This is a genomic window from Acetanaerobacterium elongatum (assembly GCF_900103835.1).
Taxonomy (GTDB): Bacteria; Bacillota; Clostridia; order Oscillospirales; family Ruminococcaceae; genus Acetanaerobacterium; species Acetanaerobacterium elongatum.
In genome coordinates this window covers 64,813-79,675 of sequence record NZ_FNID01000007.1, presented here as the reverse complement: position 1 = coordinate 79,675, position 14,863 = coordinate 64,813, and the positions used below count along the sequence as shown (strand labels likewise).

The window sequence follows — 14,863 nt, the reverse complement described above, 5'->3', positions numbered from 1 at the left end:
ATTAAAAAGGTGTAATTCAATTGACGTTTTTAGGTTAAGTTTGTATAATTAAATAATATGCTGGAGTATTGGTTCAAGGTGTTTTGGGTTACAATACTCTCAGAGATTCATCATTTTCGGGGGAAGCTATGAACAATCGCACAGTCGGTGCCATTGACGATACAGCGCTCGAAGAGCAGCGCCGCTTTGCAAGCCTGGTTTTTGATATAAACGAAGCCTATTTCTCTCAAACCGGAAGGCACAGGCTGGCGCTGACGCACAGCTATGGTTGCCAGCAGAATGTAGCCGACGGCGAAAAGCTAAACGGACAGCTGGCCGAGATGGGCTATGGTTTTACCGATAACGCAGACGAGGCTGATATCATTATCTATAATACCTGCGCAGTCCGTGAGCATGCTGAGGATAGGGTGTATGGCAATCTTGGCGCCCTGAAGCACAATAAACGCCGCAAGCCCAATATGCTCATCGGTGTCTGCGGCTGCATGACGCAGCAGGAGCATGTGGCCGAGAAGATTAAAAAAAGCTACCCCTATGTGGATATGGTGTTTGGAACCTATGCCATTCACAAGTTGCCCGAGATGGTATATGGTACGTTGTTAAATAGAAAGCGTGTATTCGACCTTGAAGAGCGCCAAAACTATATAACCGAGGGCCTTCCCGTGCGGCATGATGGCACGCTGAAGGCGTGGCTTCCGGTAATGTATGGCTGCAACAACTTCTGTACCTACTGCATAGTGCCCTATGTGCGCGGCAGGGAACGATCCCGCAGCAGTGAAACCATTATCGCTGAGGCAAAACAGCTTGTTGAGTCTGGTTTTAAAGAGATTATGCTACTGGGGCAGAACGTAAACTCCTACGGGAACACCACACCGGGTGAGCTTTCGTTTGCAGAGCTGTTAAAGCGTATTAACGCCATTGAGGGCGATTTCCGAATCAAGTTTATGACCTCGCACCCCAAGGATGCCACCGCGGAGCTTTTTAATGCAATAGCCCAAAGCGAAAAGGTGGAACGGCATATCCATCTGCCAGTACAATGCGGCAGCAACCGTATTTTAAAGCTGATGAACCGTGGTTATACGGCAGAAAAATACCTTGAAACAATAGAACTTGCGCGCCAAACGATAAAGGACGCAGCATTTACCAGTGATATTATCGTGGGCTTCCCAGGCGAAACCTACGAGGACTTTAAGGAAACTCTGGCCCTTTTAGATAAGGTTCGTTACGACGCGCTGTTTACCTTCATCTATTCCAGCCGTCAGGGTACCCGCGCGGCGGAGATGGAAGACCCTGTGCCTTACAAGGATAAAACTGAGTGGTTTGCAGAGCTTTTAAAGGTGCAGTCAAAGATTGCAGTGGAGCAGTACCAAAAAAAGATCGGTTCGGTGGTGCGTGTACTCGCCGAAGCTAAAGGCAAAACCGAAGGAAGTCTTTCTGGCAAAACCGAGCATGGCACAACCTGTGAATTTCCGGCTCACGAACAGTTGCTTGGCAGCTTTGTAAACGTTAAGGTTACCGATGCACAGAACTGGTCGCTTGTCGGAGAGATTCAGCAGTAAATTATTTTATTCAATAGGCGTATAATAAAAAGAAAAATAGTATAGGGAAAGGTTAAGGTATTTATAATGGAACAGATTATTGCAAAGGCAAAAGAATTAGGCAAGCTCATTCAGGCAGACGAAACCTATCTTGCGATGGCAAAAGCCAAGGAGATGGTTGACGCCGACGAGAAGCTGCAGGATATGATTGGCGAGTTTAATCTCTCAAAGATGTCCTTAAATCAAGAGCTTTCAAAGGAAGACCGCAATCAAGAGAAGGTTACTGAGCTTGACAGCAAGATTCGCACCCTGCACGGCGAGATCATGCAAAACCCCAATATGGTTTTATACAGCGAAACACAGGAAGAACTGGACGAGATTATCAACAAGATCAACACCATCCTTTCGGCTAGTCTTAACGGAATGGACCCCGAAACTGCAGACGAGATGCACTCCTGCGGCGGTAGCTGCTCCTCCTGCGCGGGCTGTCACTAAGTTTTAACAACATCACGGAAGGGAACTGGTTTGCTTGGCGGATTTTTCACCGATGATGCAGCAGTACCAAAGGATAAAAGAACAGCATAAGGATCATATCCTGTTCTTTCGCCTTGGCGACTTTTACGAGATGTTCTTTGACGACGCAATACTTGCTTCCAAGGAGCTCGAGCTGGTGCTTACCGGCCGCGACTGCGGGCAGGAGGAACGTGCGCCGATGTGCGGCGTGCCCTTCCACAGCTGTGAGGCATATATCGCGCGCCTTGTGAAGAAGGGCTATAAGGTGGCTATCTGCGAGCAGATGGAAGACCCCAGCCTTGCCAAGGGGCTGGTTCAGCGCGACGTTATACGGGTAATTACCCCCGGTACAGTCATAGAAAACAGCATGCTCAACGAGGCCCGCAACAACTATATCTGCGTAATCTTCATGCAGCAAAACCGCGCAGGTGCAGCTTTTTCTGATATTTCTACCGGCGAAATCAATCTTATTGAGCTTAAAGAAGAGGATATTGTCACTGCAGTTGTCAGCGAGATTGGGCGGTTTTCACCAAGCGAAGTATTATTAAATGAATTTGCCGGCACGCAGAAGCCTCTTGGTACCTTCTTAAAGAACCGAACCGAATGTATGGTCGATGTGCTGAACGTCGACTATTTTGGACAGCCACGGTGTGAAAGTGATATTCTCTCACACTTTAAGCAGCCAAGCCTTTCGCAACTGAATTTACAGGATAAGCCCTTTGCTGTGAGTGCACTGGGTGCCTTGCTGCGTTATCTTTCAGAGATGCAGAAGAATGGGCTGGAGCGCCTGATAACCCTCAACCTGTACGGTGAGAACCAGTACATGAACCTAGATATCACCGCGCGCCAGAACTTGGAGCTTACCGAAACCATGCGTACCAAGGATAAAAAGGGTACACTTCTTTGGGTGCTCGACCAGACCAAAACCGCGATGGGCAAGCGCCTGATCCGCAGCTATATCGAGCAGCCGCTGTTAAACCCAGCCACCATCTCTAAACGCCTGAATGCCGTGGAGGAGTTATATAACAACAACATCCTGCTTGGTGATGTGCGTGATATGCTCGGCGGTATCTACGACCTTGAGCGTATCATGACACGTATTGTCTACGGCAGCGCCACCGCACGGGAGCTTAAATCACTCTCCTATACCGCACAGAGCCTGCCTACGCTCAAACAGCGTTTGGATGGGGTAAACAGCCGTCTTTTGCAAGAGATTCACGATCAGATTGATACGCTGGAAGATATTCGCGAACTGATTGAAACCGCCATTACCGACGATCCGCCCGCCACCGCCAAGGACGGCGGGGTAATCAAGGCTGGCTTCAGCAAAGAGGTGGACGAGTACCGCGAGATTATCACCAACTCCAAGGCCTATATTGCCGAGATTGAGCTTAAGGAGAAGGAAAGAACCGGCATCAAGAGCTTAAAAATTGGCTATAACAAGGTGTTCGGGTATTACCTTGAGGTTTCCAGAAGCTATGCGGGGCAGGTGCCCGAAGAATACATACGAAAGCAGACACTTTCCAACGGTGAGCGCTATATCACCGAGGAGCTGAAAACGCTAGAAGCCAAGGTGCTTGGCGCAAGCGAACGCATTATTGCACTTGAGGCGCAGCTGTTTTCCGAGATAAAAAGCAAAATAGCGGGCGAGCTTGCCCGCATTCAATATACCGCACGCGCTATCGCCCGGCTGGACGTATTTGCATCGTTCGCGACGGTTTCGCAGGCCATGGGTTATGTTCGCCCGGATGTAGACCTCTCGGGCGAGATTATTCTGGAAGATTCCCGCCACCCTGTGGTGGAACTGATATTAAACGAAAAGTCCTCTGCAGGTGGTCTTTTTGTGGCAAACTCTGTTCATCTTGATATGGATAAAAACCGTATCGCGGTGATTACGGGCCCGAATATGGCGGGTAAATCCACCTACATGCGCCAGGTGGCGCTGGTGGTGCTGATGGCGCAGATCGGCTGCTTCGTGCCCGCAAAAAGCGCTAAAATCGGCATTGTGGACAGTATCTTTACCCGTGTGGGTGCCTCCGATGACCTTTCCACCGGGCAATCTACCTTTATGGTGGAGATGAACGAGGTAGCGCATATCCTAAAGAACGCCACCGCCAAGAGCCTCATTATCCTTGATGAAATCGGGCGCGGCACCTCCACCTACGATGGTATGAGTATTGCCCGTGCCGTGATTGAGCACATCGCCGACAAACGCCGCCTGGGTGCCAAAACCCTGTTTGCCACCCACTACCATGAGCTCACTGAACTCGAGGATACGGTAGACGGTGTATTGAACTACAATATCGCCGTGAAGAAGCGTGGGGACGATATCACCTTCTTACGCCGTATCGTGCGCGGCGGTGCCGACGACAGCTACGGCATCGAGGTTTCTAAGCTTGCGGGCATTCCGGAAACGGTGATTACACGCGCCAAGGAGATTCTCAAGAGTATTGAGAACGGCGATACCGTTCATGTGAAGAAGAGCCTCCGCAAAGAGGTGGATAACGACGAGGCCGCCTTTATGCAGACAAGCCTTGTATCAAAAGCAAATGATGAGATATTGGAAAAGCTCAAGCAGATTGATTTAAACACTCTTACCCCCATCGAAGCACTCAATACCCTCTATACTATTAAAGGTATGCTGGGTTAATGTAAGCATAACGAAAGGGCAGGTATCATGAACCGGATTCAGGTTTTGCCCAAACAGGTAGCCGAGCTCATAGCCGCTGGCGAGGTGGTGGAACGACCGGCCTCGGTGGTTAAGGAGCTTGTTGAAAATTCTATAGACGCAGGTGCTTCCTCCGTTACCGTAGAGATTCAAAACGGCGGCGTCTCCTACATACGCGTTACCGACGACGGTTGCGGTATTCTGCGTGAGGATGTTCACAATGCGTTTGTCAGTCACGCTACCAGTAAAATCAAAGGGGAAGACGACCTTTACAATATCGGTACGCTTGGCTTTCGCGGCGAGGCGCTGGCCTCGATTGCGGCGGTAGCGAGGGTTTCACTCCTAACTCGCACAGCGGAGGAGTTAGCCGGAACGTCTGTTCAGGCAGAGGGTGGGCAGATTCTGTCGGTAGAGGATGCAGGCTGCCCCGTGGGCACCACCATCATCGTGCGGGATTTGTTCTACAATACGCCTGCCCGTATGAAGTTTTTAAAAAAGGATGTTTCCGAGGCAAACGCTGTGGCAGCTTGTCTTGATAGAATCGCTTTATCCCACCCGGAGGTCTCCCTGCGCTTTATCCGTGAGCAGAAAACCACGCTCCATACCTCGGGCGACAATAATCTGCTTTCCTGCGCTTATGGCGTTTTTGGGCGTGATTTTGCCAAAGGGCTTATCGAGGCTTCCTATGAAAGCGACGGTGTAAGTGCCGGGGGCTTAATCTCAAAGCCTGAGGAGAGCCGTGCCACCCGCGGCATGCAATACTTCTTTGTAAACGGGCGCTTTGTGCGTACCCGTACCGCGATGGCCGCCCTGGAAGAGGCGTTTAAAGGCTCAATTACGGTGGGGAAGTTCCCGTCCTGCATTCTGAATATCACCATGCCTTATCATCTGGTGGATGTTAACGTGCATCCCGCGAAGGTGGAGGTTCGTTTTGTAAACGAACGCTTGGTTTTTGATGCCGTTTATTTCGCGGCAAAGAACGCGCTTGCGGCCTTGAATGAGCCGCCCAAGCTCCAAGCAAAGGCTGTTCAGCATATGGCATCTGTTCAGCAAATGTTTCATCCGCAGATGGATAAACCCGAGCAGCAGCGTATCACCGTACAGAAGCAACCCGACGCATTTTCAACCGTCTCATCGGTTCAGTACCGCGAGACGCTGCCTCAGTTTCGTGATGTGTCGCCTCCGCTTTATTCAAGCCGCGGCAAGCCTGCAGAGATAACCGTTAGCCTCCCGCCAAGGCCAACTGTTCAACAAAATGAAGAAGCCATGGCTCAGATGGTAAAAGAACCTGAAACAGCTCAAATTTATACGCTGACCGCTGAAAAGACCTTACCCGAAAAGCTTCCGATAGTACAGCGGCAAATCGAACCGGATTCCCCCGCAAAGCTTATCGGCGAGGCGTTTGATACTTATATTCTATTGCAAAAAGGGGAAGATATCCTCGTTGTGGATAAGCATGCCGCACACGAGCGTATATTGTATGAGCGGCTGAGGGCGCAGCATAAGCAGCTCACCGCTCAAACCTTGCTTACACCCGTTACCGTCACGCTGCCAAAAGAGGAATATGCCGCAATCACCGAGAGCCTTGAACGCCTTGCAGAGCTTGGTTTTGCGTTTGAAGACTTTGGAACCGGCAGCATTCTGGTAAGGGAATTCCCCTTGGAGCTTGCCAAGGAGGATATTCACGCGGTAGTGGAGGAGCTTGCCGAAAGCCTTATAAAAAACAAGCGCAGTGTAACGCCGCATGTAATCGATGAGCTTTTCCATTCCATCGCCTGCCGCAGCGCCATCAAGGCGCACGATAAGTCTGATACGAAGGAACTGCTGGAGCTGATAGAGCTGCTTGCGGAAAACAATGAACTCAAGCATTGCCCCCACGGCAGGCCGATTGTGGCCGCAATAGAAAAGAAGGAGCTTGAAAAGAGATTTGGCAGAGTGTAAACATCCGCCTCTGGTTGTTATTGCAGGCCCTACCGCGTCGGGTAAAACCGCACTATCCATCGAGCTTGCATCCCGCCATAACGGGGAGATTATCTCGGCGGATTCTATGCAGATATACAAGGGCATGGATATCGGCACCGCGAAGCCAACAGTCGAAGAGATGCGCGGAGTACCGCACCACCTGATTTCGGTGCTTGATAACTCTGAAAGCTTCAGTGTTGCACAGTATCAGGGGTGTGCCACCGCAAGCATCCAGGATGTTTTGCGGCGCGGCAAGCTGCCCTTTCTGGTTGGCGGCACCGGGCTTTATATATCCTCGGTGGTGGATAATACCGACTTTGGCGAGATTGTTAACAACCCCGAGTTAAGAGCCGAGCTGGAAGAACGGGCAAGGCAGGAAGGCGGGGAAGTGCTGCTGAAAGAACTGCAGCAATGCGATCCGGTGCTTGCGAAGGCCTTGCATCCCAACAATCTGGGGCGCATTATCCGTGCGCTGGAGGTTTACAGGTTAACCGGTAAACCACTAAGCGAGTTCCAGGCAGCCTCCAGACTTAAGCCCGCGCCGTATAACCTGTGCATGATCGGGCTGACCTTCCGCAGCCGCGAGCTTTTGTATCAGCGCATCGACAGCCGGGTAGATGCCATGCTGCAGGGTGGGCTGCTCCAAGAGGTTGAGGCGCTCATGGGCAAAGGGCTTTCGGCAACTGCGGTTCAGGCTATCGGCTATAAGGAGCTTTATGGCTATTTTAAAGGGGAACAAACTCTTTCGCAGGCAGCAGATAACCTTAAGCGTCAAACAAGGCGCTATGCAAAAAGGCAGCTTACCTGGTTTCGACGCGATGAGCGTGTTCAATGGTTGTATAATGAGGATAACGATTTAGTAGGCAGATCCGAGGAGATATTAAGACAGCATGGTATTCTGTAATACGACGAAAAAGCAGGTTAATACTAATTATTCGTTAGCCATAAATCGAAGCTTTTTGCTTGATTTTCTAGGGTTTTATAATCGTAATAAGTATAAGGAGAAATCTTTATTACTTCCGGGTTGTGCTATCTGAGCTACACAATGATCAGTAGGGTCCAGACGGAAAGTTAACGGATTACAACAAGAAAGGAACGTCAAAAACATGCAAAAGCAACTGAATCTGCAGGACGTATTTCTAAATCAGGCCAGGCGCGATAAAATTCCGCTTACAATCTTTCTCACCAACGGTTTTCAGTTTAAAGGCATGGTAAAGGGCTTCGACAGCTTTACTGTTATCTTAGACTGTGACGGTCGGCAGAATCTGGTGTACAAGCATGCCATATCCACCATCATCCCCGCCAGAAACATCAGCATTTTAGAAGCATCTGAAAAGGATACTTCCGAATAATCAATAATCATAAACCCTTTACGTTAATACACCATAAATCTCTGTTTAAATATTCAAAAACGCGGAAGAGCAGTTTGATTAAATTTTTAAGCCTGTGAAATGCCGCTTGCCGACGCGAAAGTATGGTAGGCGTCCGCTATGCGGCACGCGTCTTTTTCATTACAATAAGTATCGCCGCTTGCGCGGCGAAATGGAGTAACCATGAACCGTATCCTATACCGAATACTAACCGTGCTAATGGCTTTTATAGTATTGGGCTTTCTGGCCTATCAGGTAATCCGTTATCTCTATATGCCGGTGCAGACCGAAACGGCCTACCTTTTTACCCAAGCCGATTATGTACCGGCAGACGGCGTTGCCATCAGGGAAGAAACGGTGATTACCACTCCTTCAAGCGGGGTAAAAAGCTACCTGTACAACGACGGTGATAAGGTTTCATTGGGTATGCCGGTTGCTGAAATCTATACCTCCGAGCAGGATGCCGCCAACGAAGCCGCTATCCGAAGGCTTGAGCAGGAGATTGCCATGCTCAAGCAGGCGTCCGATCCGGCGCGGGCGGATTACGCAAACGCCGAGGTGCTCAACAGCCAGATTACAGACAAGCTCACCCATCTTTCAGAGGTTGTGGAAGGCCGCAGTCTCGGTTCACTGAATACATACAAAAACGAATATCTGATGCTGCTGAATATGCGCCAGATTGCTACTGACCGTGTGGAGAATTTTGAGCCGCGTATTACGCAGCTTACCGCTCAGGCCGAGAGCCTTAAAAGCGGTACGCAAAAAAGCCTTGCCGAGGTTATTGCGCCTGCGCCCGGTTTCTATGTCAGTAAAACCGACGGGTTTGAGGGTAAGCTCACGCACGATGATGTATTGGCGATGCCGGTGGATTCTTTTAAGCAGCTTCTTCAGCAGAAGGAAAGTTATCAGCCTGCCGATAACGTTGTGGGTAAGGTAATCACCGATTTTGAGTGGTACTTTGCCGCCGCCGTTCCCGCCGAGAACATGGGGCGTTTTACCCCGGGTGCCGCTGTTACCATCACCTTTAACGATGTGTCAGACAAGGGATACTCTGCCGTGGTAAGCGATACCGCCCTTAAGGACGGCGCCAAGGAAGGTGTAGTTGTGTTTAAGCTCAACCGTATGGATAAAGAGCTTTGCACCCTGCGCTGTGAACGGGCAGAGATTGCCTTTAAAATTTACCGTGGCCTGAAGGTGCGCAACACCGTGATGCGCTTTCAGGGCAACCAGCCCGGCGTATATGTAAAAAACGGAGATTCTATCCGCTTTAAAAAGCTTGAAATTATCTATTATGGCGACGGCTTTGTGCTCTCGCGTGAACGGGAAGAAGAAGATTACCTAGGGCTATATAATGAAATGTTGGTAAACGGCAAGGAACTAAATACTACATTGACTAAGTAATGCCTGAAGAATGGCTGTAAACGGCTTAAATTACCGTTTGCAGCCAATTTGCATGCAAAAATCTGTTATCCGTAATAAGAATTCTTACTAACGATTGTTCCTGTTCATAACATATTTGTTGACATCACAGTAAAAAAATTAGATAATAACATTATAAGTTTTTTAACTGGGATTTATTTTGCGAACAGTTCTTTTTGACCCTTACCCTGGTGGTTTGTAATAGATAAATGGATGCCTTTTGGGCATTAAATTGAGTATGGTTTTGGAGGGCTTTTCTATGAGCTTCATGGACAAGTTTAAAAACATTATGGGGGTTCCTACCGAGGAATACGATTATGCCGAGGAAGAGATGCCCATCAGCAGAAGCAGCGAGCAGCATTCATCTGCGTCTATTTATGATGATACCGCCGCTTCTTCCTCATCGCTGAAAAAGAATAAGGTTGTGAATATTCACGCTACCACTCAGCTGCAGGTTGTGCTGGTTAAACCGGAACGGTTTGATGATGCAAGCTCGGTGGCTGACCATTTAAACGCCAAAAGGACGGTAGTGCTCAACCTCGAATCCACCAACAAGGATGTTTCCCGCCGCCTCATCGATTTTTTAAGCGGCGTAGCTTATGCCAACAACGGGCAGATAAAAAGGGTAGCCAACAGCACCTTTATTATAACCCCCTACAACGTTGACATTATGGGCGATTTACTCGACGAGCTGGAAAGCAGCGGCGTATTTTATTAAGTTTAGCAATGCCTATGAATGATTCCTACGAGGATAAGATATTAACCGCTCAGATTACCGACGGTGTAACCCGTGCGCAAGAGCGCTACACCGAAAAGTTTATCGGTTTTTTGGATGAGCGGCAGGCGGCACTGGCCTTAAGCGTACTGCAAAGGCTTGGCTGTGAAAACTATCGCTTTTTTGGCGGGTACGAAGAAGCGCAGCGCGTATACCTTGGTATCTTTCCGCCCTATGAGGCGGCAAAACCCGAGAGCTTCCCGGTTTACCCGGTGACGTTTTCTTACCGCGAGGCCGACCATCCGGCTCACCGTGATTTTCTCGGCGCCTTGATGGCCCTTATGATAACCCGTGACAGTATCGGCGACATTCTGGTAGGCGAAGGGTATACGGTAGCCTTTCTTACCGAAAAGGCCGCAGCCCTTGCTCTCGGCGAGCTGAACAAGATTGGCTCTGTTGGGGTAAAGGCTAAGGCTGGCATTAACGGTAAGCTGCCAAGCGCCAATACCTTTCAGGTTATCGAGGGTGTCGTGGCTTCGTCACGTTTAGACTGCATCACTTCCTTGCTTACAAAGCTCAGCCGCGAGAAAGCGGTTTCGCTTATAGAGGGAAGAATGGTAAGCATAAACTTTCAGGTAAACGACAATATTTCTTATAAGCTTTCAACAGGGGACAAAGTTTCAATCAGAGGATATGGCAGGTACATATTCGACGGTGTGTCGGCCGCTACCAGGAAGGGAAAGGCACATGTATCTGCAAGAAAATATATTTAGCGGCTATTCCACATAAACCGCGATGAATTGTTTGCTCAGCATTTAAGTTGCACGCATCGGTATTCACTTCGTAAATTATATGGAATTGCTGCGGAGCAGGGAGGTTTAACCATGCTATCACCGGGGGATATTAACACAAAGAAGTTTGAGAAATCCGCATTCGGCTACAGGGTAGATGACGTAGATACCTATCTTACCGCAGTCGCGGAGGATTACGCCAAGTTACTGCACGACAACAATGAGCTTGAGAATAAAATGGTGGTATTGGCGGATAGGCTTGAGGAGTACCGCAAGGAGGAAAACAGCCTCAGCGCTGCCCTTTTGGGTGCGCAGAAGATGAGCGACAGCCTGTTGCGCGAAGCGAAGGAAAAGGCCGAGCAGATTATTAACGAGGCCAACCTAAAGGCGCAGCGGATTGTGGAAGCTGCGCAGAAGCAGGTACTGTTTGAACGCAACGAGCTGGTGCGTGTTCAGCGCGAAATTGGCATATTTAAGAGCAACCTCTTAAGTATGTACAAATCGCAGATGGATTTAATCCGTGCGCTACCCGAGGGTAACCGTGCAAGGCCGGAGCAGGAGGCACCAGCCACCCGCGAGGAGAAGCCCGCTAGGTTTGTTTACGATGATGTGCAGGAGGTTGAAGAGGTAAAAGCGGTAGAGCAGCCTCAGCCCGTTATTGCCTTTGAAAGCGCTCAGCCAGCAGCTGCTCCTGTGGAGCCCGTAAAGCAGACACCTATTGAGCCTGTGCAGGAAGCGGCCCAGCCGCAGCTTGCCCCAAAACAGCCCACAGCGGCAGGAAAGGGCTTTGTACCCAACCTTGCCGATGATGATATCAGCACCGCGGATTATCATAATACTTATCAGGGTTATGCTCAAAAGGCCGCAAAGCCGCCGGTAAGCAGCTCCAGTATCAAGTTTGAAAAAGAAGAGAACGAAGAGGTTCCGCTTACCACAGAGCCTGCAACCTCACGTTTTGGCGAGCTGAAGTTCGGTGCTGCTTATGATTTAAAACGCGACAATAGCTTTGGCGGCAATAAAAGCTTCCGTAAAAAAAGATAGACTTTTAAGGAGAGTATCAGTAGATGTCACAGGATTACAACGGCACATTAAACCTGCCGAAAACCGAATTTTCTATGCGTGCGGCACTGCCGCAGCGTGAGCCTGAAATGCTCAAGGCGATGGAAGAGCAGAGATTATACTATAAGATGGTAGAGCGCAATGCGGGCAAACCCTTATATGTGCTTCACGATGGCCCGCCCTACGCAAACGGCGATATCCACCTCGGCACCGCACTCAACAAGGTGCTCAAGGATATTATTGTAAAGTATAAGAATATGTCCGGGTTTCAGGCCCCCTATGTACCGGGCTGGGATACCCACGGCCTGCCGATTGAGCTGAAGGCTATGAAGAAGATCGGCGCGCAGAATATCGGTTCCCCGGTAGACCTGCGCCGTCACTGCCGCGAGTTTGCGCTCACCTATATGGAGAATCAGAAGGCGCAGTTTAAACGCCTTGGCGTGCTTGGCGATTTTGAAAACCCTTACCTCACCCTCAAGCCTGAATTTGAGGCCAAGCAGATTGAGGTTTTTGGCGAGATGGCCAAAAAGGGTTATATCTACAAGGGTTTAAAGCCGGTTTACTGGTGCCCCGAGTGCAAAACAGCGCTTGCAGAGGCAGAGATTGAATATGCCGAAGACCCCTGCTATTCTATCTATGTAAAGTTTTCGGTAACCAAGGATAACGGAAAGCTGGCCTCCCTGGGCGCCGACCTTTCCAAAACCTATTTTGTAATCTGGACAACTACTACATGGACATTGCCGGGCAACGTGGCAATCTGCCTCGGACCCGATTATGAATACTGCGTTGTAAAGGCCAAGGGCGAGTGCTATGTGATGGCGAAGGAACTTGTTCCCGCCGCCATGAAAGCCGCAAAGATTGAGGAGTACGAGATCTCTGAAGAAACCGTGCTCGGCAAAGAGCTTGAGCATATCGTTACCAAGCACCCGTTCATTAACCGTAATTCTCCCATCATTGTGGGTGCCCATGTAACGCTCGAAAGCGGCACCGGCTGCGTACACACTGCGCCCGGTCACGGCGTGGAGGACTTCGAGGTATGCCGCAACTACCCCGACCTGCCCATCGTGGTTCCGGTGGATTCTTTGGGGGTGCTTACCAAGGAGGCCGGCGAGTTTGCGGGCCTTGCTACTGATGAGGCCAACAAGAAGATTGCCGCGAAGCTGGAAGAGACCGGCCATCTGTTTGCCATTGAAAAGATTATTCACCAATACCCGCACTGCTGGCGCTGCAAGAGCCCCATCCTGTTCCGTGCCACCGAACAGTGGTTCTGCTCGGTTGACGGCTTTAAAGAGGACGCAGTAAAGGCTGTTAAGAGCGTTGAGTGGATTCCCGCATGGGGCGAGGATCGTATTGAAAGCATGGTGCGCGACCGCAGCGACTGGTGTATTTCGCGCCAGCGCACCTGGGGTGTGCCTATCCCCATATTCTATTGTGCCGACTGCGGCAAGTATGTCGTTAATGACGAAAGCATCAAAGCGGTTTCGGCGCTGTTTGCCAAGGAGGGCTCCGACGCATGGTATAAGCGCGATGCGATGGAGATTCTGCCCTCCGGCTTTACCTGCCCGCACTGCGGCGGTAAGAAGTTTACCAAAGAAAACGACATCATGGATGTTTGGTTTGATTCCGGCGTTTCCCATGCAGCTGTTTTAAACGTGCGTGAGAATCTGCGCTGGCCGGCAGACCTTTACCTGGAGGGTGCCGATCAGTACCGCGGGTGGTTCCAATCCTCTCTGCTTACCTCGGTTGCGTGGAAGGGTGTAGCCCCCTATAAAGCGGTCTGCACACACGGCTGGGTGGTAGACGGCGAGGGGCGCAAGATGTCCAAGTCCCTCGGCAACGGCATCGCGCCCGAGGACATTATTAAGGAATACGGTGCCGACGTGCTAAGGCTGTGGGTAGCTTCCTCTGACTATCATGCCGATATCCGTATTTCAAAGGATATTCTCAAGCAGCTTTCCGAGGTTTACCGCAAGGTTCGCAATACGGCGCGCTATATCCTCGGCAATATCTACGACTTTAATCCCGACACCGACGCAGTGGCCTACGACGAGCTGCCAGAGCTCGACAGATGGGCGCTCATGCGGCTGGATGACTTGATTACAAAGGTTACCGAGGCCTATGACCGTTTGGAATTCCACATCGTTTATCACGCGCTGCACAACTTCTGTGTGGTGGATATGTCCAACTTCTACCTCGACGTTATCAAAGACCGCCTGTATGTAGAGGCTGCCGGCAGCAAGGCAAGGCGCAGTGCACAAACCGCTATGCACCTTATTCTTTCGGCGCTCACAAGGCTGCTTGCGCCCATCCTTGCCTTTACGGCGGATGAGATTTGGAGCTTCATGCCCGAAAGCAAGGCCTATAACAAAGGTTCGGTATTATTTAATGATATGCCAAAGCCCTTAAAGCAGAGCTATGATCCCGCATTTGTTCAGAAGTGGGAGAAGATCAGCCTTCTGCACGATGATGTAAAAAAAGAGCTTGAAAACCTCCGCACCGAGAAGATAATCGGCAAATCGCTAGACGCAAAGCTTACCCTGTATGCAGAGGGTGAGGCCTACGAATTTGTTAAGTCGGTGGAGGGTATGTTGCCCGACATCTTCATCGTTTCGCAGGTTGAGGTTGTAAACGGCAAGGGCGGCGATATGAAGGGCGAATTTGAGGGCATTGCGGTTTCCGCGTCAAAGGCCGACGGTACAGCCTGTGTACGTTGTCTTGCGCACAGTACCACGGTAGGCAGCGATGCTCAACATCCTGAGCTTTGCTCCCGCTGCCGTCATATCATCGAAGAGCTTTAATGTATTCTTTCAGTCTTACGCGGGGGAATTTTC

General features: G+C 50.1%; 11 protein-coding genes. All 11 read left to right on the top strand.

Annotation, left to right across the window (positions count from 1 at the left end; genetic code table 11):
• Positions 1–128 precede the first annotated feature (128 nt).
• Positions 129–1,556 (top strand): tRNA (N6-isopentenyl adenosine(37)-C2)-methylthiotransferase MiaB, encoded by a 1,428-nt coding sequence (gene miaB / locus BLR50_RS03550; protein WP_092638633.1) that lies wholly within the window; start codon positions 129–131, stop codon positions 1,554–1,556.
• Between the two features lie 66 nt (positions 1,557–1,622).
• Positions 1,623–2,030 carry a YlbF/YmcA family competence regulator gene (locus BLR50_RS03545; protein WP_092638632.1) on the top strand — a complete coding sequence of 136 codons (408 nt, stop codon included), beginning with the start codon at positions 1,623–1,625 and terminating at the stop codon, positions 2,028–2,030.
• A gap of 34 nt (positions 2,031–2,064) precedes the next feature.
• Positions 2,065–4,698 carry a DNA mismatch repair protein MutS gene (gene mutS / locus BLR50_RS03540; RefSeq protein WP_092638630.1) on the top strand — a complete coding sequence of 878 codons (2,634 nt, stop codon included), beginning with the start codon at positions 2,065–2,067 and terminating at the stop codon, positions 4,696–4,698.
• A gap of 27 nt (positions 4,699–4,725) precedes the next feature.
• Complete coding sequence (mutL, locus tag BLR50_RS03535) at positions 4,726–6,657, top strand: DNA mismatch repair endonuclease MutL (protein WP_092638628.1); 1,932 nt, start codon at positions 4,726–4,728, stop codon at positions 6,655–6,657.
• Positions 6,644–7,582 carry a tRNA (adenosine(37)-N6)-dimethylallyltransferase MiaA gene (gene miaA, locus BLR50_RS03530; protein WP_092638627.1) on the top strand — a complete coding sequence of 313 codons (939 nt, stop codon included), beginning with the start codon at positions 6,644–6,646 and terminating at the stop codon, positions 7,580–7,582. The genes mutL and miaA overlap by 14 nt, the downstream gene beginning before the upstream one ends.
• Positions 7,583–7,784: 202 nt before the next feature.
• On the top strand, positions 7,785–8,030 hold the full coding sequence (gene hfq, locus BLR50_RS03525; RefSeq protein ID WP_092638626.1) for an RNA chaperone Hfq: 246 nt from the start codon (positions 7,785–7,787) through the stop codon (positions 8,028–8,030).
• Positions 8,031–8,231: 201 nt separating this feature from the next.
• Positions 8,232–9,449 carry a biotin/lipoyl attachment domain-containing protein gene (locus BLR50_RS03520; RefSeq protein ID WP_092638625.1) on the top strand — a complete coding sequence of 406 codons (1,218 nt, stop codon included), beginning with the start codon at positions 8,232–8,234 and terminating at the stop codon, positions 9,447–9,449.
• Positions 9,450–9,726: 277 nt separating this feature from the next.
• Positions 9,727–10,185 carry a cell division protein SepF gene (locus BLR50_RS03515; RefSeq protein WP_092638624.1) on the top strand — a complete coding sequence of 153 codons (459 nt, stop codon included), beginning with the start codon at positions 9,727–9,729 and terminating at the stop codon, positions 10,183–10,185.
• A gap of 14 nt (positions 10,186–10,199) precedes the next feature.
• Positions 10,200–10,955, top strand: a complete 756-nt coding sequence (locus BLR50_RS03510) for a YlmH/Sll1252 family protein (RefSeq protein WP_092638623.1) — start codon at positions 10,200–10,202, stop codon at positions 10,953–10,955.
• A gap of 111 nt (positions 10,956–11,066) precedes the next feature.
• Positions 11,067–12,014 carry a DivIVA domain-containing protein gene (locus tag BLR50_RS03505; RefSeq protein WP_092638622.1) on the top strand — a complete coding sequence of 316 codons (948 nt, stop codon included), beginning with the start codon at positions 11,067–11,069 and terminating at the stop codon, positions 12,012–12,014.
• A gap of 23 nt (positions 12,015–12,037) precedes the next feature.
• A complete protein-coding gene (gene ileS / locus BLR50_RS03500) occupies positions 12,038–14,830 on the top strand; it encodes an isoleucine--tRNA ligase (RefSeq protein WP_092638621.1) in 2,793 nt (930 codons plus the stop codon).
• The last annotated feature ends 33 nt before the right edge of the window (positions 14,831–14,863 follow it).